This is a genomic window from Burkholderia plantarii, from assembly GCF_001411805.1.
Classification (GTDB): Bacteria; Pseudomonadota; Gammaproteobacteria; order Burkholderiales; family Burkholderiaceae; genus Burkholderia; species Burkholderia plantarii.
The window spans coordinates 3,153,215-3,176,133 of sequence record NZ_CP007213.1 but is presented as its reverse complement, the minus strand read 5'-3'; the positions used below and the strand labels follow the sequence as shown (position 1 = coordinate 3,176,133).

Annotated in this window: 22 protein-coding genes; 11 read left to right on the top strand and 11 right to left on the bottom strand. The window is 71.9% G+C overall.

Features of this window, described 5'->3' with window-relative positions:
• Nucleotides 1-216: 216 nt before the first annotated feature.
• Together bpln_RS30180 and bpln_RS30175 are read right to left on the bottom strand one after the other, a co-directional pair.
• Nucleotides 217-2,571, bottom strand: a complete 2,355-nt coding sequence (locus tag bpln_RS30180) for a sensor histidine kinase (RefSeq protein WP_082465488.1) — start codon at nucleotides 2,569-2,571, stop codon at nucleotides 217-219.
• 8 nt (nucleotides 2,572-2,579) lie between these two features.
• Nucleotides 2,580-3,296 (bottom strand): response regulator transcription factor, encoded by a 717-nt coding sequence (locus bpln_RS30175; RefSeq protein WP_055140874.1) that lies wholly within the window; start codon nucleotides 3,294-3,296, stop codon nucleotides 2,580-2,582.
• On the opposite strand from bpln_RS30175, the gene bpln_RS38225 reads away from it, so the two are divergent.
• Nucleotides 3,271-3,405 carry a hypothetical protein gene (locus bpln_RS38225; protein WP_275472444.1) on the top strand — a complete coding sequence of 45 codons (135 nt, stop codon included), beginning with the start codon at nucleotides 3,271-3,273 and terminating at the stop codon, nucleotides 3,403-3,405. The genes bpln_RS30175 and bpln_RS38225 overlap by 26 nt on opposite strands.
• Nucleotides 3,406-3,484: 79 nt before the next feature.
• Here bpln_RS38225 and bpln_RS30170 read toward each other — a convergent pair whose 3' ends face one another.
• The 3 genes from bpln_RS30170 to bpln_RS30160 all read right to left on the bottom strand — a co-directional run bounded on the left by bpln_RS30170 (nucleotide 3,485) and on the right by bpln_RS30160 (nucleotide 5,650).
• Nucleotides 3,485-3,850: a DUF4180 domain-containing protein gene (locus tag bpln_RS30170; RefSeq protein WP_055140873.1), complete on the bottom strand. Its 366-nt coding sequence runs from the start codon at nucleotides 3,848-3,850 to the stop codon at nucleotides 3,485-3,487.
• Nucleotides 3,851-3,952: 102 nt separating this feature from the next.
• Entirely contained in the window at nucleotides 3,953-4,327 is a 375-nt protein-coding gene (locus bpln_RS30165; protein ID WP_055140872.1) for a hypothetical protein, read from the bottom strand.
• Nucleotides 4,328-4,588: 261 nt separating this feature from the next.
• Entirely contained in the window at nucleotides 4,589-5,650 is a 1,062-nt protein-coding gene (locus bpln_RS30160; protein WP_055140871.1) for a lactonase family protein, read from the bottom strand.
• A 152-nt stretch (nucleotides 5,651-5,802) separates the two neighbouring features.
• Between bpln_RS30160 and bpln_RS30155 the strand changes: the two genes are divergently transcribed.
• From bpln_RS30155 to bpln_RS30145, 3 genes are all read left to right on the top strand, one after another.
• Entirely contained in the window at nucleotides 5,803-8,466 is a 2,664-nt protein-coding gene (locus tag bpln_RS30155; protein ID WP_055141276.1) for an aconitate hydratase AcnA, read from the top strand.
• Nucleotides 8,467-8,703: 237 nt separating this feature from the next.
• Complete coding sequence (locus tag bpln_RS30150; RefSeq protein ID WP_082465487.1) at nucleotides 8,704-9,708, top strand: GntR family transcriptional regulator; 1,005 nt, start codon at nucleotides 8,704-8,706, stop codon at nucleotides 9,706-9,708.
• Nucleotides 9,705-10,463 (top strand): ABC transporter substrate-binding protein, encoded by a 759-nt coding sequence (locus bpln_RS30145; RefSeq protein ID WP_055140870.1) that lies wholly within the window; start codon nucleotides 9,705-9,707, stop codon nucleotides 10,461-10,463. The genes bpln_RS30150 and bpln_RS30145 overlap by 4 nt, the downstream gene beginning before the upstream one ends.
• A 270-nt stretch (nucleotides 10,464-10,733) precedes the next feature.
• Here bpln_RS30145 and bpln_RS30140 read toward each other — a convergent pair whose 3' ends face one another.
• Nucleotides 10,734-11,594, bottom strand: a complete 861-nt coding sequence (locus bpln_RS30140; RefSeq protein ID WP_055140869.1) for a LysR family transcriptional regulator — start codon at nucleotides 11,592-11,594, stop codon at nucleotides 10,734-10,736.
• Between the two features lie 132 nt (nucleotides 11,595-11,726).
• Between bpln_RS30140 and bpln_RS30135 the strand changes: the two genes are divergently transcribed.
• Entirely contained in the window at nucleotides 11,727-13,028 is a 1,302-nt protein-coding gene (locus bpln_RS30135; protein ID WP_042629606.1) for an aspartate aminotransferase family protein, read from the top strand.
• A gap of 142 nt (nucleotides 13,029-13,170) precedes the next feature.
• On the opposite strand, the gene bpln_RS30130 is transcribed toward bpln_RS30135, so the two are convergent.
• Nucleotides 13,171-13,602 carry an organic hydroperoxide resistance protein gene (locus tag bpln_RS30130; protein WP_042628770.1) on the bottom strand — a complete coding sequence of 144 codons (432 nt, stop codon included), beginning with the start codon at nucleotides 13,600-13,602 and terminating at the stop codon, nucleotides 13,171-13,173.
• A gap of 211 nt (nucleotides 13,603-13,813) precedes the next feature.
• Nucleotides 13,814-14,290, bottom strand: coding sequence for an Lrp/AsnC family transcriptional regulator (locus bpln_RS30125; protein ID WP_055140868.1), 477 nt, complete (start codon nucleotides 14,288-14,290; stop codon nucleotides 13,814-13,816).
• A gap of 206 nt (nucleotides 14,291-14,496) precedes the next feature.
• On the opposite strand from bpln_RS30125, the gene bpln_RS30120 reads away from it, so the two are divergent.
• Complete coding sequence (locus bpln_RS30120; RefSeq protein ID WP_055140867.1) at nucleotides 14,497-15,738, top strand: diaminopropionate ammonia-lyase; 1,242 nt, start codon at nucleotides 14,497-14,499, stop codon at nucleotides 15,736-15,738.
• 53 nt (nucleotides 15,739-15,791) lie between these two features.
• Nucleotides 15,792-16,955: a M20 aminoacylase family protein gene (locus tag bpln_RS30115; protein WP_055140866.1), complete on the top strand. Its 1,164-nt coding sequence runs from the start codon at nucleotides 15,792-15,794 to the stop codon at nucleotides 16,953-16,955.
• A gap of 31 nt (nucleotides 16,956-16,986) precedes the next feature.
• Here bpln_RS30115 and bpln_RS30110 read toward each other — a convergent pair whose 3' ends face one another.
• Nucleotides 16,987-17,733: a cysteine hydrolase family protein gene (locus tag bpln_RS30110; protein ID WP_055140865.1), complete on the bottom strand. Its 747-nt coding sequence runs from the start codon at nucleotides 17,731-17,733 to the stop codon at nucleotides 16,987-16,989.
• A 124-nt stretch (nucleotides 17,734-17,857) separates the two neighbouring features.
• The gene (locus bpln_RS30105; protein WP_055140864.1) at nucleotides 17,858-18,448 is read right to left on the bottom strand and encodes a TetR/AcrR family transcriptional regulator; all 591 of its coding nucleotides are present in this window, start codon (nucleotides 18,446-18,448) and stop codon (nucleotides 17,858-17,860) included.
• Nucleotides 18,449-18,868: 420 nt separating this feature from the next.
• On the opposite strand from bpln_RS30105, the gene bpln_RS30100 reads away from it, so the two are divergent.
• From bpln_RS30100 to bpln_RS30090, 4 genes are all read left to right on the top strand, one after another.
• Nucleotides 18,869-20,008 (top strand): hypothetical protein, encoded by a 1,140-nt coding sequence (locus bpln_RS30100; RefSeq protein ID WP_055140863.1) that lies wholly within the window; start codon nucleotides 18,869-18,871, stop codon nucleotides 20,006-20,008.
• A 127-nt stretch (nucleotides 20,009-20,135) separates the two neighbouring features.
• Nucleotides 20,136-20,375, top strand: a complete 240-nt coding sequence (locus bpln_RS36905) for a hypothetical protein (protein WP_055140862.1) — start codon at nucleotides 20,136-20,138, stop codon at nucleotides 20,373-20,375.
• Between the two features lie 2 nt (nucleotides 20,376-20,377).
• Complete coding sequence (locus bpln_RS36900) at nucleotides 20,378-20,551, top strand: hypothetical protein (protein ID WP_158512088.1); 174 nt, start codon at nucleotides 20,378-20,380, stop codon at nucleotides 20,549-20,551.
• Nucleotides 20,552-20,689: 138 nt separating this feature from the next.
• On the top strand, nucleotides 20,690-21,091 hold the full coding sequence (locus bpln_RS30090; protein ID WP_042628764.1) for a DUF3597 domain-containing protein: 402 nt from the start codon (nucleotides 20,690-20,692) through the stop codon (nucleotides 21,089-21,091).
• 183 nt (nucleotides 21,092-21,274) lie between these two features.
• Here the strand turns inward: bpln_RS30090 and bpln_RS30085 are convergent, their stop codons facing one another.
• The gene (locus tag bpln_RS30085; RefSeq protein ID WP_055141275.1) at nucleotides 21,275-22,861 is read right to left on the bottom strand and encodes an aldehyde dehydrogenase (NADP(+)); all 1,587 of its coding nucleotides are present in this window, start codon (nucleotides 22,859-22,861) and stop codon (nucleotides 21,275-21,277) included.
• Nucleotides 22,862-22,919 lie beyond the last annotated feature (58 nt).

Sequence of the window (22,919 nt, the reverse complement as noted above, 5' to 3'; positions counted from 1 at the left end):
ACGCGTTCGCCCATCTCATTCGGTGCGTTGCCAGGCAGCGCCAGCCCGTCGCCGGTGTCGGCCCGTGCGGCGGGTTCGCCCGATCCGCGATGCATTGCATTCGCAACCGAATGAGCGGCCAGATTAGCAATCCGCAAAACAGGTGCCCATACCCCGAAATGGGTATGGCGCCGAACCGTGCCGGCGGCGGCGCCGTGGCGGGGCTCGCGCGCCGCGTCAGTCCGAGCTGAGGCCGGCGATCTCGATCGCGATCGTCGTGCCGCCCGCGCCCGAATCGATCCGCAATTGCCCGCCCAGCCGGCCGACCCGCGCGCGCAGGCTGCGCATGCCGATCCCGCCGTGCAGCGTGGGCGCGTCGGGATTGAAGCCGTGTCCGTTGTCGGCCACCGTGAGGCGCAGTCCGCTCGCGTCGTCGTGCGCGAGGCCGATCTCGATGCGCGTCGCGCCGCTGTGGCGCAGCGCGTTGGTGGCCGCTTCCTGCAGGATGCGCATCAGGTCGAGGCAGACGGCGTTCGGCAGGTGCAGCGTGTCGATGCCGTCGAGCCGCCAGCGGCAGTCGATGTCCTGCGCCTCGAACGCGCGCGCGAGCCGGTGGCGCAGCGGCGCGATGAAGCCTTCGAGCGAGCGCGTGCCGGCATGGTCGAGCGCGGCCGAATCGATGATGATGCGCAGGTCGTCGCGCAGTTCCTTGAGGATGCCGAGGAAGCGCGCGGGCGGCATGTCGTGCGGCGCGTGCTCGAGCGTGATGATGCTCGACACCAGCGTGCCGCCGAGCCCGTCGTGCAGGTCCTGCGCGAGGCTCAGGCGCTCGTTCAGGCGCGCGTTGGCGACCTGCAGCGCGTGTTCGCGATCGAGCGTGTCGCGCAGGTCGCGTTTCGCGTCGGCCACGGCGCCCGTCAGCTCGTCGTTGAACTGCTCGATGCGCCGCAGGTTCGTGACGAACCGCCAGGCCAGCACGAGCGCCATGCCGATCATCTCGAACTGGGCGGCGATCGAGGTGTAGTAGACGTTGTCGGTCAGCACGCCGAGGAAGGTCAGGATGTCGTGCAGGCAGGCCGCGATGAAGATCAGCATGCAGGCCGACAGCGCGAGCCGGTCCGCGCGCGGGCGGCGCAGCGAGAACACGATGAACGCGCCGCAGCAGCCGATGAAGGTGGCCGCCGGGATCAGCGCGATCACGGCGCGCACGGTTTCGATCGCGGCATGCGGCGTGGCCAGCATGGCCGCCGCCTGCGCCGCCGCGAGCGCCCACAGCACGGCCTCGAGGCGCGCGTAGCGGCGGCTCGCGAAGCGCAGCGTGAACATCGCGAAGCTGCTGGCGAACAGCACCACGGCCACCGACATCGCGGCCTCCCAGCCGTCGGTGCTCGTGAATGGCCACGGCGTGGTGGCCGCCTGGTTCACCTGGAAGCACCACCAGGCGAGCGACTGCAGGCCGAACCAGCCGTACACGCTCTCGCGCCGCCGCATCAGCCACAGCACCACGAAGAAGCAGCCGAGCGTGGAGGTGACGGCCAGGCTGTAGAGCTGCAGGTCGCGGCGGATCTGGTGCGAATGGCCGTAGTGCCGCGCCACCACCTCGGGCGGCCCGACCAGCACCGGGCCCAGCCCGGGCGCGTAGGCCGCGAGGCCCGACACGCGGATCAGCAGCGTGTTGCCGGCATGCGCGCCGGCGTGCAGCAGCGGTGCCGGCAGCAGCCAGTAGCGCGGCATGTTCCAGGCGCGGCTGAGCGGCTCGGTGAGTTGCGCGTCGCGTCCCAGCATCGTGCCGTTCAAATAGACCGCGCCGGCCATGTTCAGATAGTCGATGAAGGCGGCGAGCGGCGCGCCGGCGCCGCAGGCGCCGGACCAGTCCAGGCGATACCAGACCACGCCGTCGAAGCCGGGCCAGCGCGAGGTCCAGACGTCGGGCAGCGTGACGCGCCGCCAGCCCGCGGCGGGCGGCGTGGCGGCGTCCCAGGCGCCGCGCGCCGCTTCGACGGCGAGCGGGCAGCCGGGCGCGTCCGGCGTGCCGCCCGCCGTGGTGCCGGGTTGCGCGTCGCTGCCCGGCAGCGCGGCGGGGACGAGCGCCCCCGGCGCGGGTGTCGCCGTGAGCGCAGCGGCCAGCGTGGCGCGCGGCGACGCGGCGACGGACATGCCTGGAGATGAGGCGGCCGACAGGGCGGGGGATGAGGCCGGCAATGAGGCGGCCTGCGAGCGGGGGGACGGCGAGACGGGCGGCAACGCGCCGGCCGGCGGCGTGGCCTCGGCGGCATCGCTGCGGGCCTCGGCGGTGGGGTTGGCGCCGTCCGCCGCCGCGTGAGCGGACGCGTCGGCCGGCGTCGCGAGCAGCGCGACGAGGAACGCGGTGAGCCCGATCAGCAGGACGGTCACCACCGGCATCGGCAGCACGGCCCGCGAGACGGTGACAAGCCACCAGGCCGCCGCCGATGCCTGCGCGATCTCGCGCCGCGCCGCCTGCCTGCGCACGCGGTCGGCCGCGTCGGTGCGGGCGTCAAAGCCGGCTTCGGCGCCAACGTCGACGTAGGCCGCCGAGGCCGAACTGTGATCGCAGTTTGACGCCGCCTGCATGCCGGATGTCAGGGCAGCAGCCCGTGGGCGCGGGCCTCGAAGACGGCCTGCGTGCGCGAGCGTACCGCGAGTTTCTTGTAGATGTTCTTGATGTGGCACTCGACGGTCAGCCGCGACAGCGACAGCAGCTCGGAGATTTCACGATTGGTCAGTCCCTTGCTGACGATACCGAGAATCTCGACCTCGCGGCGGCTGAGCCGCACCGGCGGGGCGCCGTCGCGCGACGGCAGCGTCACGGCGCCGGTCGGGGTCACGGGCGCCGCGGGCGGCGGCGCGTTGACGGTGGTGTCGAGGATGTAGCGCGCCACGAACGGATCGATCGGCGCGCCGCCGCGCAGCACGCTGCGGATCGACAGCGCGATCTCGATGTCGTCGCGTTCCTTGAGCAGGTAGCCGGTCGCGCCGGCCTGCAGCGCGCCGACGATGGTCGGCCCGGTGCTCCAGGCCGAGATCACCACGATCGGCAGCGCCGGGTCGGCTTCGTGCCATTCGCGGATCAGCTCGATGCCCGAGCCATCGGGCAGGCCGATGTCGACCAGCGCGATCGCGTACGGCTGCGTGGCATGGATCGCGCGCGCTTCCGAGAGGCTGCCGGCGAACAGCAGCGCGTCGTCGGCATAGCCGAGCGAGGTCAGGATGGTGGTGAGCCGGCGCTGCATCGTCGGCTCGTCGTCGACGACGAGGAGCGGGCCCGGCACCATGGATTCCGGCGGCAAAAGCGTCATGGGTCGCGTGTTGGATGACTGGGTCGAATGGCAAGCCGGCGAACTCGCGCACCTGCGTGGTGCGTTCGCCGGCCGGCGCGAGAATCGCGCCGACGGCAGCATCGAATGATACGCGAGCGATCCGACGGCGGGCTGACATGCTTGCATCGCATGCGTGTCCCGCTTCGCGTCGTGCGGCGCGTGCGCGCCTAGTCGAGCGGCATCAGCCGCGCGAGCGCGGCGTCGAGATCGGCGACGAAGGCGACCTGGTTGCCGCGGTTGCTCTCGACGATGAAATCGTGCAGCGGGCCGCTCGCCACTGCCCGGAAATCGCCGATGATCGCGAGCCGCAGGTGGTAGTTGACGAACATCTGCAGCAGTTCGCCGGCCACCCCGGTGCGCAGCACGAGGAAATCGGGGTGCAGGCAGGCGGCGTCCACCGCCAGACCGTCGAGATCGCGGTGGCCGTGGCCGAGCATCAGGTCGAGCGCATCCTGGCGGCTGCGCACGGGCGTAGCCACGGCGCTGACGTGGACGATGCGGATGCCGTGCTGCTCGATCAGGCGGGCTTCCATGCGGGCGCTCCGGTGGGGGCTGCGGTGACGGGCGCCGCGTGCGCGGCGGCGTGCGGGGTCAGGCGTGAGTTCAGGCGCGTGTTCAGGCCGGCCGGCGCCGCGTCACGGCCGCGCTGCCGAAGCCGGCGCCGCGGGCGAGGCGGCCGCGCGGCCGCGTTGGGCCTGCCGCGCGTGCTGGTCCCGCAGGCAGTCCTGCGTGACCAGCATGGTGGCCTGATCGGGATTCGGCAGCGTCGGCGCCGCGTAGATGGTCGCGATCGCCTTGTCCACCGCCTGGCTGTCCGGGCCGTCGCCGTAATACTTGTGCGACTGCGCGAGCGCCTGCGCCCGGGTCTTGCCGCGCTTGCGCCAGCCGGAAACCTGCGCGGCGACGTCGCCGACCGCGAAACAACGATCGTCGAACGCCTGCGCATGGGACGGAAGGGCCGGCAGCGCGGTGCAGCACGCGACGGCGAGGGACAACACGGCTTGCTTCATCGGGAAATCCTGTGGCTCGAAAACGCGGCGCCGGGCTGAAAAGCCGCTCCGGCGCCGCGACATTCGCACAGTCTATCGAAAAGACGGGCCGCGGGCGGCCGCCGCGGGGCGCCGTACCGTGGGGCGCCCCGCGGCGGCGCGCGGGTCGTGCCGCAGTCGCGCCGCGCGGCTGCCGGCGCGCGCGGGAGGGTGGCGCGCACGATGCCATCAGATATGCGGCGCAATGCCACATGGCGCGAGCGGCGCCGGCCGCGCGCCGGTTCAGCCGGCGTCGCGCGAAAACACCAGGCAGACCGGGCTGCCCGTCGCGACCGTCAGGCCGGTGGGCGCGAGGCGGCCGCTCGCGGCATCGACCGAGAACACCACGATGCTGTCGCTGTCCTCGTTCAGCGCGTAGAGGAAGCGCCCGTCCGGCGAGAGCGTGAAGAAGCGCGGCGTGCGGCCGCCGCTCGGCACCGCCTCGACGAACGCGAGGCGGCCGCTGGCGGGATCGACGTGGAACAGCGCGATGCTGTCGGCGCCGCGGTTCGAGGCGTAGACGCAGCGGCCGTGCCGGTCCACCTCGATGCCGGCCGCGCGGCTGTTGCCGGTGAAGGTGTCGGGCAGCGTCGACACGATCTGCCGCGCCGCCAGCTCGCCGCTGGCCGCCTGCCACGCGTAGGTGGTCACCGTCGAATCGAGTTCGTTGACGCACCACGCGTAGGGCGCCGTGGGGTGGAACGCCAGATGGCGCGGGCCGGCCGCCTCGCGCGTGGCGACGAACGGCACGCCGGCGGGCGTCAGGCGCCCGCGCTCGAAGCGGAACACGAAGATCCGGTCGAGGCCCTTGTCCGGCACCAGCACGAAGCGGCCGTCGGGCGAGAACGGGTTGAAGTGCGGCTTCGCCTGCTGCTGCTCGACGCGATGCGGGCCGGGCGGGCCGTCCAGCACGACGCGCTGCGCGAGCGGGCCGAGCGCGCCGTCGGCCGCGACCGGCAGCACCGCGAGGCTCGCGCCCAGGTGGTTCGAGACGATCGCATGGCGGCCGTCCGGCGCGAGCGCGACGTGGACCGGATTGCGGCCCTCGGTCCCCGCGCGGTTCAGCGCGCTCAGGCGGCCGCTCGCGCGGTCGATCGCGAACGCGCTGAGGTCGCTGAGATCGCCATGCACGCTGTAGAGCCGCTCGCCGCGCGCGTCGAGCGCGAGGTACGACGGATTCACGAGATCGCCGACGGTCTGCACCGGATCGAGCGCGCCGCTGGCGGGATCGACGCGGAACACGCGGATCCCTTCGCCGCGCGCGTTGCGTTCGCGCGTGGTGCGCGAGCCGACATAGGCAAACATATGGGGTGGTCCTTCGAGTGGTCGTCTGGCGGCCGCGGATGGGCCGGCGGGTTCGGGAAGGGCGCGCCGGCCGCGCCGCCGCGACGAGTGCGTAGCGTAACCGCATTCGCTTCAAATTGCATTTTTTATCTTAAATATGCAAAATGCGCGGCATGACGACGCCCCACACTCCCGCCGATTCGCGCCTGACCGTTGCCGGCACGACCTACCGTTTCATCGATCTGCCGGCCCGTTTCGGCGCGAAGCTGCGCGAGCTGCCGGTGGTGCTGCGGCTGCTGCTCGAGAACGTGATCCGCAACACCGACGGCGACGAGCGGCGCGCGGCCGTGGACGGCATCCTCGCCTGGACGGTGCCGGCCACCAGCGAGGTGGAGATCGCGTTCCAGCCGAACCGCGTGCTGATGCACGACACCACCAGCACGCCCGCGCTGGTGGACATCGCCGCCATGCGCGACGCGCTCGCCGAGGCCGGCGCGGACCCCGCGGCGCTCAATCCGGTGCTGCCCGTGGACGTCTCGGTCGATCATTCGCTGGCCGTCGAGGTGTACGGCGAGCCGGACGCCGCGCCGCGCAACCTGCGCACCGAGCTGGCCCGCAACGCCGAGCGCTACCGCTTCCTGCGCTGGGCCTCGAACGCGCTCGCGGGCGTGCGGATCCACCCGCCCGGCACCGGCATCATGCATACGATCAACCTGGAGCAGCTGGCCACCTTGGTGACCGTCGTCGAGCGCGACGGCGAGCGCTGGGCCGTGCCCGACACGCTGATCGGCACCGACAGCCATACGCCGATGATCAACGGCATCGGCGTGCTGGGCTGGGGCGTGGGCGGGCTGGAGGCGCAGACGGTGATGTTCGGCATGCCGGTGATGCAGCGGATTCCCGACGTGATCGGCGTGTGCCTGACGGGCGCGCCGCGGCCCGGCGTGCTGGCCACCGACATCGCGCTGACCGTCACGCAGCGGCTGCGCGGGATCGGCGTGTCGGGCGAGTTCGTGGAATTCTTCGGGCCGGGCGTGGCGGCGCTCGCGGCCGGCGAGCGCGCCGTGATCGCGAACATGGCGCCCGAGTACGGCGCGACCACCGGCTATTTCCCGATCGACGCGCGCACGCTCGACTATCTGCGCGAGACCGGGCGCGACGAGGCGGCGATCGCGCTGGTCGAGGCCTATGCGCGGCGGGCCGGAATCGGCTACGAGCCGGATGCCGTGCCGCGCTACACGCGCGTGGTCGAGATCGCGCTCGACGCGGTGGCGATGCAGGTGGCCGGGCCGCGGCGGCCGCAGGACCGGCTGCCTTATACGGATACGGCGGTGGCGCTGGCGGGGGCGTCGCCCACATCGCCCGAGCCGGCCGTGCCCCCCGCGCTGCCGCGCCACGCCGTTGCGCTGGCCGCGATCACGAGCTGCACGAACACCTCCGATCCGGGCCTGCTGATCGCGGCCGGCCTCGTCGCGCGCCGCGCGCGCGAGCGCGGCCTGAGCGTGCCGGCTTGGGTCAAGACCTCGCTCGCGCCCGGCTCGCCGGCCGCGGCCGCCTACCTCGAGCGCGCGGGCCTGATCGACGATCTGGCCGCGCTCGGCTTCGGGATCGTCGGCTACGGCTGCACCACCTGCATCGGCAATTCGGGCGCGCTGACCGAACCGGTTCGCGCCGCGCTCGCCGCCGGCGCCATGCACCCGGTCGCGATCCTGTCCGGCAACCGCAATTTCCCGGGCCGCATCCATCCCGATCTCGATCTCGGCTTCATCATGTCGCCGCCGCTCGTGATCGCGTTCGCGCTGGCCGGCGACGCCGCGCGCGATCTCGGCCGCGAGCCGCTCGGCCACGCGCCGGACGGCACGCCGGTGTTGCTGCACGAGTTGTGGCCGACGCGCGACGAGATCGCCGCGCTCGCCGCGCGCGCGACCGAGGCCGGCGACTACCGGCGCGCCTTCATGATCGCGAGTGCGAATCCGGCCTGGCATGCGCTCGACGCGCCGGCCTCGGCGCGCTTCCCGTGGGCGCCGGCGTCGAACGCGCTGCGCCGCCCGCCGTTCGCCTCGATCGAGGCGGGCAGCCGGCTCGGCCGCTATCTCGCGCATCCGCTCGCGGTGTTCGGCGACGACGTGACGACCGACCATATCTCGCCGGCCAGCGCGATTCCCGCCGACAGCCCGGTGGCCGATTTCCTCGTCGCGCGCGGCGAGCGCCGCGACGACCTGAACGTGTTCGCGTCGCGGCGCGGCAACTGGGAGGTGATGCTGCGCGCGGCGTTCTACAATCGCACGCTCGTGAACCTGCTGCGCGACGGCCTGCCGGTCGCGCACACGGTCCACGCGCCGTCCGGCCAGGTGCTGCCGATGTTCGAGGCGGCCGCGCGCTATCACGACGACGGCGAGCCGGTGGTGCTGGTGGCCGGCGAGCGCTACGGCACCGGCTCGTCGCGCGACTGGGCCGCGAAGGGCCAACGGCTGCTCGGAATTCGCGCGGTGCTCGCGGCGAGCTTCGAGCGCATCCATCGCTCGAACCTGATCGGCATGGGCATCCTGCCGCTGCGTTTCGCGGCGGGCGCGCATCCGGCGCGGCTCGCGCTGCGGCCCGGCGACCGGCTCGCGATCGACGCGCCCGCGCACGCGCTGACGCCGCGCTGCGCGGTGCGCGTGACGATCGAGCGCGCGGACGGCCGCGTGGAGCCGATCGCGGCGACGGCCGCCGTCGAGACGCGGCTCGAATGCGAGCTGCTGCGCGCGGGCGGCGTGATGCCGTTCATTCTTGGCCGGCATCTGGCGGCCCGGAGCGCGCCGGCAGGGGTCGCGTGTTCGGCGCCGAGAGGATGAGCGAATGAACGGACGAGCGCCGGGATGAACGGCATGGCGGGACGAACGCGCGAGCCGCCGCCGGTCGTGCGCAACGGCGGCACGCAGTGAGGCCGCCGCCCGTGTCGCGCATCCGGCATTCGCATCCGGGGCACGAACCCGCGCACGACGCGGTACGAAGCAACGCGGCCCGCATCACCCGACCACGGCACGCCCCCAGGCAAGCCAGCCACCCATGACCGAAGCAGGCGAACCACGATGACCGATCGATCGATAGCGGCCCGCATCGTCGAGCTGATCCAGGCCGAGCAGCTCGAGGCGGGCGCGCATCTGCCCGCGCAGCGGCTCGCGGACCAGCTGCGCGTGTCGCGCTCGCCCGTCAACGAGGCGCTCGCGCTGCTGCACGAGAAGGGCGTCGTCACGCGCGAACGGCATCGCGGCTTTTTCGTCGCGAAGCCGGTGGTCGAGCCGCTCGACGAGGTGGTCGGTGCGCTCGGGCTCGACGCGGCCGACGTGATTTCGAGCGTCTATTTCCGGATCGCCGACGACCGTCTGCGCGGCGAGCTGCCCGACGCGTTTTCCGGGCAACTGATCCGCCAGCGCTACGGCCTCACGGCCGCGCAGCTGAACGGCGTGCTGGCGCGCATCGCCGGCGAGGGCTGGGCCGAGCGCAAGCCCGGCTACGGCTGGCACTTCTCGCCGATGCTGACCACGCCCGACAGCCTGATGCAATCGTACCGGCTGCGGCTCGCGCTGGAGCCGGCCGCGCTGCTCGAACCGGGTTACCGGCTCGATCCGCGCACGCTCGAGCGCTGCCGAGAGGTCGAGCGGCAGCTGCTCGCGGGCGGCATCGAGACCGCCAGCGCCGATCAGCTGCACGAGCGCGGCGTGCGATACCACGAGTCGCTCGTCGAGGCGTCCGGCAACCGCTTCTTCATCGACACGATCCGCCGCGTGAACCGCGTGCGGCGCCTGCTGTCGTACCGCTCGACGCGCCGCCGCGAACGCTACGTCGAGCACTGCAGGCAGCATCTGCACGTGCTCGACCTGCTCGAACGCGAGCGCAACGACGAGGCCTCGGCCGCGTTGCGCGAGCACCTGCTGCACACGCTCGACGCGCTCGCGCGCATCAGCGATTTCCTCGAATCCGCGCCGCGCGAGACGCCGTCCGGCGACGCGCCGCGCTCCGGCGACACGGCGCGGAAACCGCACTCCCACGACACGCTGCGCCAGCCGCGGCCCCACGACGAAGGCACGCGATGACCGCATCCCCCGCTTCCTCCCTCGATCCCGCGATCGTCGCGGCCTTCGCGCCGCACGGCGTGCTGCGCGCCTCGATCAACGTCGGCAACCCGATCCTCGCCGGCCACGATCCGGCCACCGGCCAGCCGGCCGGCGTGTCGATCGATCTGGCGCGCGCGCTGGGCGCGGCGCTCGGCGTGCCGGTCGAACTCGTGGTGTTCCCGACCGCCGGCGAATCGGTGGCCGCGGTCGGCGACGAACGCGCCGACGTCGGCTTCTTCGCGATCGATCCGCTGCGCGGCGCCTCGATCGCGTTCACCGCGCCTTATGTGCTGATCGAAGGCGCGTATCTGGTGCGCGACGCCTCGCCGATCCGCGCCAACGACGAGGTCGATCGGCCCGGCACGCGCGTGACGGTCGGCAAGGGCAGCGCCTACGACCTGTTCCTGACGCGCGAGCTGAAGGCCGCGCAGATCGTGCGCGCGCCGTCGTCGCCGGCCGTCGTCGCGACGTTCCTGGCCGACGGTCACGACGTGGCGGCCGGCGTGCGGCAGCAGCTCGAGGCGGACGCGGCGCGCACGCCGGGGCTGCGGCTGCTCGACGGACGCTTCATGGTGATCCGTCAGGCGATGGGTCTGCCGAAAAGCCGTGGCGAGGCGGCGGCCGAATTCCTGAACGCGTTCGTCGAGGCGCGCAAGGCGTCGGGCTTCGTCGCCGGGGCGCTCGCGCGGCACGGCATCGCCGGCGCGTCGGTGGCGCCGGCCGGGCGAGACTGAGCGAGGCCGCGCGGACGCGAATCGGGCGACGACGCGGCGGCAAGGCCGGGAACGCGGCGACGCGGCGCAATCGGGCCAGGCCGCTCGTCGCCCTGTCGATTGCCTGCCTCGACGGCACCGCCCTCCGACCGGACGCGAACCGGGGGACCGCGCCGCGGCAAGACCAGGGACGTTGCCGTGCGGCGCAACCGGATCAGAGCGTTGCTTGCCGCATCGGTCGCCTGCCGCGACAGAACCGGACAGCGACGGCATCCCGAGCCCGTCGGCCTCCTACAACAGCGGCAACGACCCCCGAATATGCTCGGCGAACGCCGCGATCAGCGGCGAGGGCTGTTCGCGTTCGAGCTTCAGCGTGATGCCCACGGCCGGCAGCGGCGGCAGCGTCGTGTCGGCGCCGAGGATCTGCAGGTCCGGCGGCACGGCCGTCTGCGTGATCACCGCGAACGCCTGTCCCGAGCGCACCAGCGCGGTGAGCCCGGCCAGGCTGCTGCTCGCGCAGGTGATCCGGAACGCGCGCCCGGCCCGCCGCAGCGCCTCGCAGGCGGCGAGATGGTCGAGCGCGTCGGCGTCGGACAGCGCGAGCGGCAGCGGCTCGAAATCGGCCGGATCGAGCCCGGGATACCCGACCCAGACCAGCGCCTCGCGGCGGATGATCGATTCGTCGGCTTCCGGCGCGTCCGGCACCGATACCAGCGCGAGATCGAGCGCGTGCGTGCCCAGCCGCTCGCGCAGGCGCGGAGTGGGCGCGCACACCACCTCCACCTGCGCATGCGGATGGCGGATCGAGAACTGCCGCAGCAGCGCGGGCAGGAACACCGTGGCGTAGTCGTCGGGGCAGCCGAAGCGGATCGTGCCGGTCAGCCCCTTGCCGGACAGATCGGCCATCGCCTCGTCGTGCAGCCGCAGCAGGCGCTGCGCATGCGCGAGCAGCCGCTCGCCGGGGTTGGTCAGCACCACCCCGCGCCCGGTGCGCTGGAACAGCGGCGCGTCGACGATCTCCTCCAGCCGCTTCAGCTGCTGGCTCAGCGCCGACTGGGTGCGCCCGACGCGCTCGGCCGCGCGGCTCAGCGTGTGGACCTCGGCGATCACGACGAAGGTGCGCAACAGATCGATGTCGAGCGTGAGGCTCATGGCGCCGCTTCCCTGGTATTAGCCACGTTTCTATCTCGAATTAAAACTATTAGATTCTATAAAAAAAGCCGCGCTTCTAGACTGGCGGCATGGGTTCGAACGTGAACCTTCCTTCCAGTCAGGAGAACCGTGGTGTCCCGCAACCAAGACGAGCAATTCTGGCGGCAGGCGCGCCAGCACCTGATCCGCTACGGCGGCAGCTTCGAGCCGATGATCATCGAGCGCGCGCAGGGCAGTTTCGTCTACGACGCCGACGGCCGCGCGATCCTCGATTTCACCTCGGGGCAGATGAGCGCCGTGCTCGGCCACAGTCACCCGGACATCGTCTCGGTGATCAACGAGTACGCGGGCAAGCTCGACCATCTGTTCAGCGGAATGCTGTCGCGCCCGGTGGTCGAGCTGGCCGCGCGGCTCGCCGGGATCACGCCGCCCGGGCTCGACCGCGCGCTGCTGCTCAGCACCGGCGCCGAATCGAACGAGGCGGCGATCCGCATGGCCAAGCTCGTGACCGGCAAGTACGAGGTGGTGGGCTTCGCGCAGTCGTGGCACGGCATGACCGGCCACGCCGCGTCGGCCACCTACAGCGCCGGCCGCAAGGGCGTCGGGCCGGCGGCGGTGGGCTCGTTCGCGATCCCGGCGCCGTCCACGTACCGGCCGCGCTTCGAGCGCAACGGCGGCTACGACTGCCTGGCCGAACTCGATTACGCGTTCGACCTGATCGACCGCCAGTCGAGCGGCAACCTGGCCGCCTTCATCGCCGAGCCGATCCTCAGTTCGGGCGGCATCATCGACCTGCCGCCCGGTTACCTGGCCGCGCTCAAGCGCAAGTGCGAGGAGCGCGGCATGCTGCTGATCCTCGACGAGGCGCAGACCGGCGTGGGCCGTACCGGCACGATGTTCGCGTTCGAGCGCGACGGCGTCACGCCCGACATCCTGACGCTGTCGAAGACGCTCGGCGCGGGGCTGCCGCTCGCGGCGGTGGTCACCTCGGCCGGGATCGAGGAACGCGCGCACGAGCGCGGCTACCTGTTCTACACGACCCACGTATCCGATCCGCTGCCGGCCGCGGTCGGCCTGCGCGTGCTCGACGTGGTGGCGCGCGACGGGCTGGTGGCGCGCGCGAACCGGATGGGCGAACGGCTGCGCAACGGGCTGCTGGGGCTGATGGAGCGCTTCGACTGCATCGGCGACGTGCGCGGGCGCGGGCTGCTGCTCGGCATGGAGATCGTCAAGGACCGCCGCACCAAGGCGCCCGCCGACGGGCTCGGCGCGAAGATCACGCGCGAGTGCATGAACCTCGGGCTCAGCATGAACATCGTGCAACTGCCGGGGATGGGCGGGGTGTTCCGGATCGCGCCGCCGCTGACCGTCAGCGACGAGGAGGTCGATCTCGGCATCGCGCTGCTCGGGCAGGCGATCGAGCGGTCGCTGTAGGCGGGGAGGACCGCGCCGGCGTGGTTCGCCGGCATGCGCAAACGAGCGCGGCGGCAACCTCGCCGTTGCCGCCCCGGTGCCGGGCCGCGCGCGTATCGCGTGTGTCGCGTGGATCGGCGCGGCCCGCTTGTCGTGTTGCGCGTCAGCCGCGCGTGGTCGTCTCGATGTCGACGCTGGCCTTGATCGCGTTCGAGTACGGGCAGATGCCGTGGGTGGTCTCGACCAGTTTGGACGCGTCCGCCTCGGGCACGCCGGGCAGGTAGACGTCGAGCGCGGCGGTGATGCCGTAGCCGCCTTCCGAGCGCGGCCCCATGCCGATCGTCGCCGTGACGGTGGTGCCTTCCGGCACCTTGATCCTGGTCTGCTGCGCGGCCACGCGCAGCGCGCCGAGGAAGCAGGCCGAGTAGCCGAGCGCGAACAGCTTCTCGGGGTTCGCGCCGTCGCCGCCCGGGCCGCCGAGTTCCTTCGGCACGGTGAGCTGGAACGACAGCGTGCCGTCGGCCAGTTCGGTCTTGCCGTCGCGGCCGCCGCCGGTCGCGGTGGCGGTGGTCTTGTACTTCGCATCAACTGACATGAATGGCTCCTGTTCGAGTTGGCAAGCGCGCCCATGGTAAGCGGACGGCGCCGGTCCCGTCCATCGCGGCATGCGGCCGGCCGCCGGCGCGCGTCTGCCGCGATCCGGCCCGGCAAGCCATGCCGGGCGCCGCGCGTGCCGCCCCGGCGCGGCCGCTTCGGCGGTCCGGGCTAGCAACGCCCGCGCCTGTCATCCCTCCGTCACGCGCGCGTCAGCCCTCGGCATCCATCGGCACCTCCAGCCCCACCTTCACGCGGTTCATGCAGACCAGCGTCTTGAAGCGCTTCACGTTGTTGTTCGAGAAGAACAGCCGGCGCGTCAGCTCGTTGTACTGCTCCATGTGCCGGACCGTGACGATCAGCACGAAATCCCATTCGCCCGCCACGTAGTAGCACTGCTGCACCCACGGGTGCTGCGAGAAGGTGCGTTTCATCGCGTCGAGCAGGTCGATCTGCTCGCTCTCCACCTCGACGTTGACGACGATCGTGAGCGGATGATCGGCCTTCTCGGGGGCCACCACGGCCGTGTAGCGTTCGATCACGCCGTCGTCGGCGAGGCGGCGCAGGCGCCGGTTGACGGCGGCGGTGGACAGGTTCACGCGCGCGCCGAGTTCGCTCTGGGGGATCTGCGCGTCGCGCTGGATCTCGGCCAGCAGCTTGCGGTCGTAGGTGTCGAGGGGACTCGTCATGATGGAGCGGTGGAGGCGGTGCGGAAAGGCGGGAGAAAACGGAAAAAAATTGCGTCACGCCACGCAACTATGAGACCGAATTGAGCGCGGTGGGAAATATTATTTTTCAAACACGCGACGCCCTCACCGGCGTCATCCCACGCCACCCCGCGCCGCGCCGGCGCGACCGTCCCGGCGCGCGCACGATCTTTTCCGGAGTCCGTTCCATGCTGTCCGCGAACCCGCACGCCACGCTCGCGCCGTATCCCGACGCGCTGCGCGGCATCCTCAACATCGCCGCGGCCGACGAAAGCGGCGCGTGGCTCGCGCACTGGCCGCTGATGCGCCGCAGCGCCACGCCGCTGTTCGAGCTGCCGGGCGCGGCCGCGCGGCTCGGCCTCGCGCGGCTCGCCGTGAAGGACGAGGCGGCGCGCTCGCCGCTCGGCAGCTTCAAGGCGCTCGGCGCGCCGGTCGCGCTGCTGCGGCTGATCCAGCGCCTGATGCCGGCGGCCGGCTTCGATCCGGCCGCGTTGATCACCGGCCGCCACGCCGAGCGGCTGGCCGCGCTGACCGTGATCAGCGCCACCGACGGCAATCACGGCAAGGCGCTCGCGGCCGCCGCGCGCGCGGTGGGGTGCGCCTGCGTGATCGTGCTGCACGCCAACGTCGGCGCCGAGCGCGAGCAGGCGATCGCCGCGCAGGGCGCACGCATCGTGCGGATCGCCGGCAACTACGACGAATCGGTCCTCCACGCGGCGCGGCTCGCGGGTGAGCACGGCTGGCACGTGGTGTCCGACACCTCGTATGACGGCTACGAAGGCATTCCGCGCGACGTGATGCAGGGCTACGGCGTGATCGCGGGCGAGGTCGTCGCCCAGGCGGGCGGCGAGGCCGGGCGCCCCGCGTTCACGCACGTGCTGCTGCAAGGCGGCGTGGGCGGGCTCGCGGCCGGCATCGTCAGCTATCTTTGGGAGCGCTACGGCGCGGCCCGGCCGCGCTTCATCGTGGTCGAGCCGGGCCAGGCCGATTGCCTGTACCAGAGCGCGCTGGCCGGACAGGCGGCGAAGGCGTCCGGCAGCGTCGATTCGGTGATGGCGGGCCTCGCCTGCGGGGAAGCCTCGCCGCTCGCGTGGCGCTTCCTGCAGCCCGCCGTCGATACCTTCATGACGATCGAGGACGAGGACGCGCTGGCCGCGATGCGCGCGCTCGCGGGCCAGGCCGGCGACGGCGCGGATCATGGCGACGTGCCGGTCGTGGCCGGCGAATCGGGCGCGGCCGGTTTTGCCGGGCTCGCGGTACTGATGCGCGACGCGGCGCTGGCCGCGCGCGCGGGGCTCGGCCCCGATGCGCGCGTGCTGGTCGTCAACACCGAGGGCGCCACGGCGCCGGCCGACTACGCGCGCTTCGTCGGCGAGCCGGCCGAGTCGGTGGCGGCGCGGCAGCGCGCCTGGCTCGCGCGCGCGGCATGACCACGCCGCCGCCGCACGCCACGATCGACGTATCCGGACAGAGGGAGATCCGCATGGAAAGCACGCTTCAGGAGCAACTGGCCGGCTGGCGCCGCCGCTTCCACCAATATCCCGAGACCGGCTTCGAGGAAGTCGAGACCTCGGACACCGTGGCCCGCATCCTGGGCACGCTCGGCCTCGAGGTGCAGCGCGGCATCGGCGGCACCGGGCTGGTCGCGAACCTGCGCGTGGGTGACAGCCCGCGCGTGATCGGGATTCGCGCCGAGATGGACGCGCTGGCCATCGTCGAGCAGGCGCCGGGCCGCGCCTACGCGTCGTGCGTGCCGGGCAGGATGCACGCCTGCGGCCACGACGGCCACATGTCGATGGTGCTCGGCGCGGCGCAGCTGCTGGCGGAGCGGCGCGACTTCGACGGCACCGTGCGCTTCATCTTCCAGCCCGCCGAGGAGCACGGGCGCGGCGCCAGGGCGATGATGGCCGACGGGCTGTTCGAGCGCTTTCCGGTGGACGCGATCTTCGGCGCGCACAACATGCCGGGCATGCGCGCCGGCACGTTCGCCACGCGCGCGGGCGGCATCATGGCGAGCGAGGACAACTTCGTGATCCACGTGCGCGGACGCGGCACGCACGCGGCGCGGCCGCAGATGGGCATCGATCCGATCGTGATCGGCGCGCAGATCGTGCTGGCGCTGCAGACCATCGTCTCGCGCAACCTCGATCCCGGCCAGCAGGCGGTGGTGTCGTGTACCGAGTTCATCACCGACGGGCTGCGCAACGTGATCCCGTCGAACGTGACGATCAAGGGCGACACGCGCAGCCATTCGCGCGAGGTGCAGACGCTGCTCGCCACGCGCATGCGCGAGATCAGCGAGGGCATCTGCCGTGCCGCCGGCGCCGAATGCCACTTCGAGTACACGCACGAGTTCGCGCCCACCGTGAACACCGAGGCCTGCGTCGGGATCGCCGTGGAGGCGGCCACGCGCGTCGCCGGCGCGAACGCCGTCGACGCGAACGTGCAGCCGATGATGATCTCCGAGGATTTCGGCGCGTTCCTGCAGGTGGTGCCTGGCAACTTCGTGTTCATCGGCAACGGCGACACGCCCGAGGCGGGCGGCACCCCGCTGCACAACGCCTCGTATGACTTCAACGACGCGATCCTGCCGCTCGGCGCGCGCTACTTCGCCGAACTCGCGCGGCTCGCGCTGCCGGTGCGCTGATTCATGCTGATTCGCGCATGGCCAGCGGCGCTCACGCCGTCGCGCCGGCCGCCTGCGCGGCGAGCGCGGCGACGGTCTGCTCCGTGGTCCACAGCGCGTGCGCGAGGAAGCGGAAGTTGATCAGCGCGGCCAGATAGCCGTCGCCTTCCGGCACGCGCGGGCCGGCCGTGGCGTCGCGCACCACCACCACCTCGAAGCCCTGTTCGATCAGCTCGCGCAGATGCGACTCGATGCAGAGGTTCGCGGCCATGCCGGCCAGGATCACCTGCGAGACGCCGTGCTTGCGCAGCTGCAGCGCGAGATCGTTGGTCTGCGGGCCGTACACCTTGTGCGGCGACGCGATGATGGTCTTGCCGTCGAGGATGTAGGGCTTGTACTCGTCGAGGAAGTCGGCGCCCGAGCCCTCGAAGCCTTCCAGCGTGTTCGGCCCCTTGCGCGCGAACATGTCGATGTCGTGCATGACCTTTTCGAGCGGGCCGCCGAAGTGCCAGCCGTGATCGCACGGGTAGTAGTAATGGGGCGAGACGGCCACCGCGATGCCGGCTTCCTTCGCCGTGCGGAACAGCGTGGCGAGGTGGCCGACCGTGCCGTTCTCGGTGACGCTCTGGCCCACCAGCGGCCAGGTCGCGCCCGACGGGCTCAGGAAATCGTTCTGCGGATCGATCACGACCAGCGCGGCCTTGCCGCGATCGAGGCGAAAGCCGGTGGCCGGCAGTGCCGGTTCGGCCGGATCGGCGTAGGGGTGCGAGGCGGCCGTGCCGGATGCGGGGTGGCTCATGCGAAACTCCTTGCGATGGGTCAGGGGAGGGGACGACGGAACGAAGCGGATGAAGCGGACCACGGCCGGCCATGCGAGGCTTTAAATAAATGACCAGTCATCTTGTTATTGGGTCAAAAAAAATTCACCCGAGCCAACGGGCGAGCACGACCTTTTCGAATCGCGCGCAGGCGTTGCCGTTGCGCTCGATCTTGCTGCGCATCACGGCGCCTTCGTAGGCCTCGACCAGGATTGCCGCGAGTTCGTCGGCGTCGTGAGCGGCATCGAGTTCGCCGGCGGCCTGCGCCTCGCGCAGGCAATCGGCCAACAGCGTCTGCCAGCGGTCCAGCAGGCGCCGCGCCGTGTGCCGCGCGCTGTCGTTGGCGGCCGACAGTTCGAGCGAGAGGTTGCCGATCAGGCAGCCGAGCGCGAAGCCGTGTTCGCGGTGATCGTCGGTGATCAGCCGGAAGAACTTGCGGATGCGCGCGAGCGGCTTGCCGCGCCCCTCGCGCAGCACCGTCGCGTGGCGTGCCTCGATCGCGCGCCAGTAGTCGTCGAGGATCTCGCCCGCGAACGCCTCCTTGCTGTCGAAGTAGTGATAGAACGAGCCCTTCGGCACCTTCGCCGCTTCGGCGATGTCCTGCACCGCGCAGCCGTTGAAGCCCTGCTCGTGGACGACGCGCCGCCCGGCGCTGACGAGGCGGGTGCGGACTTCGGGGTTGGGCGGACGGGGCATCGCGGGTTCGGCGGGCGGTGGAGAATGCGTAGCAAGATAACCGGTCATCTATTAACTGTCAACGACGGGCCGCCATGGCCGGTCGTGCCGGGGTTATCCCTGCCCGCCGCGCGCGCGGCCCGGCCCCGCGAATCGGCTCGAAAGCTTCGCGCCTGCCGCGTCGCGGCCGCGCCGGGGCCGGCGGTTCGCATATCGGGCCGATATGGACAGGTGCGCCAAATCATATTGGACGCCTTCACGCGCATCCCGTAGCCTCGGCGCGAGATTGAAACGCTGCGGTCGGTGCGCATGCGTATGTCGTTGTGGATGCAACGATTCATGCATCGTTGCCGTTGCCGGCGGACGGCACATCGCATGCGTGCGCCAACGCAGACACCCGGAGGAGATGTGATCGACAGAAGGTTTTCAACGCGCGCGACCATGCTGGCCGGCGCATGCGGCACGTTGTTCGCGCTCGCGGCCTGCGGCGGCGGCGGAGACGGCGGCGGCGCGGGCAGCCACACCGGCGCAGGCGGCACCGGCAACCCGGGCGCGGCGTCGGGCCAGACTGCTACATCGGGCACCACGGCGGCGGCCGTGCAGCACATCCTGTTCGTCGGCGACAGCTTCACGCACGGGCGATACCAGCCGGTGCGCGGCTATCGCGCGGGCGGCGCGGCGGGCTCGACGGCGGCGTCCGCGCTGGTGGTCGACGAGAACTTCGGCCAGACCGGCGCGCGCCAGGAACTCGAGGCCGGCCCGTGGGGCGGCATCCCCGGCATCTTCGCGGCGCTGGCCGCCGAGGCCGGCCTGCAGTACGACGTCCACATCGAGGCGATCTCGCAGACCAGCCTCGCGAAGAACTTCGCGGCCGCGCCGGCCGTGATCGCCCAGCCGCTCTGGAACGCCGTGGTGTTGCAGGAGTTGAGCACGAAGCCGCTGCCGCTGGCGCTGACGGGCAGCAGCCTCAGCGATCCGCAGGCGTTCTGTTCGAGCGTGAAGACCATCGAGACCGCCGTGCATGCGGTGGCGCCGCGCGCGGGCGTCTACCTGTACGAGCCGTGGGCGCGCGCCGATCTCGCGCAGACGCTGGCGGGCGATCCGTCGGCCACCGGTTTCGCGGCGCAGTACCAGGCCGCGCTGACGGCGTTGAGCGACGCGAACCACGATGCCTATTACGCGGCGGCCGGCGTCGACGGCGCGATCGCCGCCGTGGCGCCGGTGGGCGAGGCGTGGCGGCTGGCCTGGAGCCAAGGCGTGGCGAATCCCGATCCGTTCGCGGCGTCGAGCCTGCCGCTGCTCTGGTACGGGATCGAGGCCAGCAACGATCCGCAGATCGGCACGCCCGATTACGCGCATCCCGGCGTGGCCGGTGCGTACCTGAGCGGCCTCGTGCTGTTCGAGCGGATCACCGGCGTGGACGTGCAGCGCTTCGGCGCGAACGAACTGGCCGCGCAGCAGCTCGGCGTGCCGGCGGCGCTTGCCGTGCGTCTGCAGCAGATCGCGACGCAGGCCGTGCAGCAGGCCAGTGCCGCGCCGATCGACGCGGCGGCGCCGGCGCCCTGCACCCGGACGCAATGAAGCGCGAAAACGGCGCCGCGCCGTGCGCCCCGATGGTTGTCGCATCCTGAAGCGAAGCGCGCCGGCGCGAGACCCGCCGGCGCGACACGTCGTTTCCGCTTCCGTCACGATCGATCCCGCCGCCGCGATGACCACACCGACCGACCCGCATTCCGGACCTCTCGCTTCCGTCGACGCCGGCCCGGCGCCGCGCCGCCGGCGCGCCTCGCTCGTGGTCCAGGGCCTGCTGATGCTGGCCGCCGTGCTCGCGCTGGTGGCGGCGGGCGGCTTCGGCGCGCTGGCGGCCGAGTGCCGCGATCCGGGCCTGGCGGCCGGCTGGACGCTGCTGTTCGCCGTGGTCGGCCTGGCGCGGCCGGCGACAACCTGATCGTGGCGATCCCCGCGCTGGCCGCCTGGATCGGGCTCGTCGCGGTCGTGCGGCGCGCCGTGCCGCTTCGCATCAGCGGCCGGCAGTATGGCGTGGCGCTGGTCGCGATCTACGTGGCCGCGCCGGCGATCGGCTGGCTCACGATTCCCGCCGATTCGTGCCGGCTTCATTTCTGACGGCCACCGGTCGCGCCGCTTACGACTTTTGACATTTTCACGGTGCCAACCCGCGTAACATGAGGCGCGACACGCATGGCGGCCCCGCTCGCGCGGGTGCCGTCCTCACTCATCTCACCCACCGTTGGGAGCCCAGACATGAGCATCTTTGGCGATATCGTGAACAAGCTGTTCGGCAAGGCCAAACCGGACCAGCCGCCGCCCGCGGCCGCGCCCGTCCCGGACCCGGGCGCCGTGCAGGACGTGGCGCCCGAGGCCGCGCCCGCGCAGGCCCCGCTGTCCGACGTCGACGTCGCGGCGGTGATGGACCGGCTGGTGGCCGAGAGCGGCCAGACGCTGAACTGGCGCGTGTCGATCGTCGACACCATGAAGGCGCTCGGCGTGGACAGCAGCCTCGAGCATCGCAAGCAACTCGCCGCGGAGCTGCATTACGACGGCGACACGAACGACTCGGCCAGCATGAACGTGTGGCTGCACAAGGCCGTGATGCAGGCGCTGGCCGCCAACGGCGGCAAGCTGCCGTCCGATCTGGCGAACTGAGCGCCGGGCGGGCGTGGAAACGAGGCACCGAAGCAGAGCGGTCAGCCGGGATCGCGAAGCGCGGCCGCCGTTTCAACGAACTGCCGCCGCCAAACGAGAAAGGCCGGCGCGAAATGGCGCCGGCCTTTTTCATGGTGCCCGCCAATCCCGGTCGCGGCTTTGGCCGCCACCGGGCGGCGTCGCTCAGCGCTTGACGAGTTCGCCGTCGCGCAGGCGCCAGATGCCGAGGGGGTTCTCGTCCCGCAGCGCCTCGGGCAGCAACTCGGCCGGCAGGTCCTGATAGCAGACCGGACGCAGGAAGCGGTCGATCGCCATGGTGCCCACCGAGGTCGTGCGCGAGTCGGAGGTGGCCGGGAACGGGCCGCCGTGGACCATCGCGTGACAGACTTCGACGCCGGTCGGATAGCCGTTCGCGAGAATCCGGCCCACCTTGCGTTCGAGCACCGGCAGCACGCGCCTGGCGACCGGGTAATCGGCCGGGTCCAGCAGCAGCGTGGCCGTGAGCTGGCCTTCGATGCCGTCGAGCACGCCCAGCAGTTCCTGCTCGTCGCGGCAGGCCACCACGATCGACGCCGGGCCGAAGATCTCGTCGGCGAGGCCGTGGTTCGCGGTGAAGGTGGCGGCCGTGGCGCGGAACAGCACCGGCAGTGCGCCGCAGGCGTTCCCGGAGGCGACGCCGTCGGCCACGCGCGCCACGTCCGGCTGCTGCGCGCGCTCGTCGATCTGGCGGCGGTAGGTGGCGGCGATGCCGGCCGTCAACATGATCTGCGACTGCTTCTCGGCGAGCGCGGCCGAGGCGGCGGCGACGAACGCGTCGAGCTCCGGGCCGTCGATCGCGAGCAGCAGGCCCGGGTTCGTGCAGAACTGGCCGGCGCCCAGCACCAGCGATTCCACGAAGCCCTGCGCGAGCTGCGCGCCGCGCGCCTTCAGCGCGGCCGGCATCAACAGCACCGGGTTGATGCTGCTCATTTCGGCGTGGACCGGGATCGGCTCGGCGCGCGCGGCGGCGATCGCCGACAGCGCGAGGCCGCCGCGACGCGAGCCGGTGAAGCCGACCGCCTTGATCGCCGGATGCGCGACCAGCGCCTCGCCCACCGCGTTGCCCTTGCCGATCACGAGCGAGAACGTGCCCTCGGGCAGGCCGACCTCGGCCACCGCCTGCTGGATCGCGCGGCCCACCAGTTCCGAGCCGCCCAGATGCGCCTCGTGCGCCTTCACCACCACCGGGCAGCCGGCCGCCAGCGCGGAGGCCGTATCGCCGCCCGCCACCGAGAACGCGAGCGGGAAGTTGCTGGCGCCGAACACGGCCACCGGGCCGATCGGGATCTTGCGCGCGCGCAGGTCGGCGCGCGGCAGCGGCTTGCGTTCGGGCAGCGCCGAATCGAGCGTGGCGTCGTTCCAGCGGCCGTCGCGCACCAGTTGCGCGAACAGGCGCAACTGGCCGCAGGTGCGGGCGCGTTCGCCTTCGAGGCGGCCGACCGGCAGCGCCGTTTCCAGATGCAGGCGCTCGATCAGCGCCGAGCCGAGCTGCTCGATCCCGGTGGCGATGGCTTCGAGCAGCGCCGCGCGCGTTTCCAGCGGCGCGGCGCGGAACGCGTCGAACGCCTCGCCCGCGAGGCGGCAGGCGCGATCGACGTCGGCCGGGCTGCCGGCGCCGAATTCCGGTTCGAGTTCGGCGCCGGTGGCCGGCGCGAACGCGCGCAGCACGCCCTGCGTGCCGCGGACCGAGGCCGCGCCCAGCAACATGTTTCCTGTGATTTCGTGGTTCATGCGATGTGTCTCCTGCGAATCGGCGAATCGACTGGCGCCTGCCGGCGCGGATCGCGCG

Bases quoted from the DNA above. Each gene is read 5' to 3' on its own strand.
- bpln_RS30130 (WP_042628770.1), bottom strand. From the start codon at position 13,602: ATGTCAGTTGATGCGAAGTACAAGACCACCGCCACCGCGACCGGCGGC.
- bpln_RS30170 (WP_055140873.1), bottom strand. From the start codon at position 3,850: ATGGAAGCCCGCCTGATCGAGCAGCACGGCATCCGCATCGTCCACGTC.
- bpln_RS30105 (WP_055140864.1), bottom strand. From the start codon at position 18,448: ATGCCCCGTCCGCCCAACCCCGAAGTCCGCACCCGCCTCGTCAGCGCC.
- bpln_RS30165 (WP_055140872.1), bottom strand. From the start codon at position 4,327: ATGAAGCAAGCCGTGTTGTCCCTCGCCGTCGCGTGCTGCACCGCGCTG.
- bpln_RS30145 (WP_055140870.1), top strand. From the start codon at position 9,705: ATGACCGCATCCCCCGCTTCCTCCCTCGATCCCGCGATCGTCGCGGCC.
- bpln_RS30110 (WP_055140865.1), bottom strand. From the start codon at position 17,733: ATGAGCCACCCCGCATCCGGCACGGCCGCCTCGCACCCCTACGCCGAT.
- bpln_RS30155 (WP_055141276.1), top strand. From the start codon at position 5,803: ATGACGACGCCCCACACTCCCGCCGATTCGCGCCTGACCGTTGCCGGC.
- bpln_RS30140 (WP_055140869.1), bottom strand. From the start codon at position 11,594: ATGAGCCTCACGCTCGACATCGATCTGTTGCGCACCTTCGTCGTGATC.
- bpln_RS30085 (WP_055141275.1), bottom strand. From the start codon at position 22,861: ATGAACCACGAAATCACAGGAAACATGTTGCTGGGCGCGGCCTCGGTC.
- bpln_RS30175 (WP_055140874.1), bottom strand. From the start codon at position 3,296: ATGACGCTTTTGCCGCCGGAATCCATGGTGCCGGGCCCGCTCCTCGTC.
- bpln_RS30150 (WP_082465487.1), top strand. From the start codon at position 8,704: ATGACCGATCGATCGATAGCGGCCCGCATCGTCGAGCTGATCCAGGCC.
- bpln_RS30125 (WP_055140868.1), bottom strand. From the start codon at position 14,290: ATGACGAGTCCCCTCGACACCTACGACCGCAAGCTGCTGGCCGAGATC.
- bpln_RS30115 (WP_055140866.1), top strand. From the start codon at position 15,792: ATGGAAAGCACGCTTCAGGAGCAACTGGCCGGCTGGCGCCGCCGCTTC.
- bpln_RS30100 (WP_055140863.1), top strand. From the start codon at position 18,869: ATGCTGGCCGGCGCATGCGGCACGTTGTTCGCGCTCGCGGCCTGCGGC.
- bpln_RS30180 (WP_082465488.1), bottom strand. From the start codon at position 2,571: ATGCAGGCGGCGTCAAACTGCGATCACAGTTCGGCCTCGGCGGCCTAC.
- bpln_RS30120 (WP_055140867.1), top strand. From the start codon at position 14,497: ATGCTGTCCGCGAACCCGCACGCCACGCTCGCGCCGTATCCCGACGCG.
- bpln_RS36905 (WP_055140862.1), top strand. From the start codon at position 20,136: ATGACCACACCGACCGACCCGCATTCCGGACCTCTCGCTTCCGTCGAC.
- bpln_RS38225 (WP_275472444.1), top strand. From the start codon at position 3,271: ATGGATTCCGGCGGCAAAAGCGTCATGGGTCGCGTGTTGGATGACTGG.
- bpln_RS30160 (WP_055140871.1), bottom strand. From the start codon at position 5,650: ATGTTTGCCTATGTCGGCTCGCGCACCACGCGCGAACGCAACGCGCGC.
- bpln_RS30090 (WP_042628764.1), top strand. From the start codon at position 20,690: ATGAGCATCTTTGGCGATATCGTGAACAAGCTGTTCGGCAAGGCCAAA.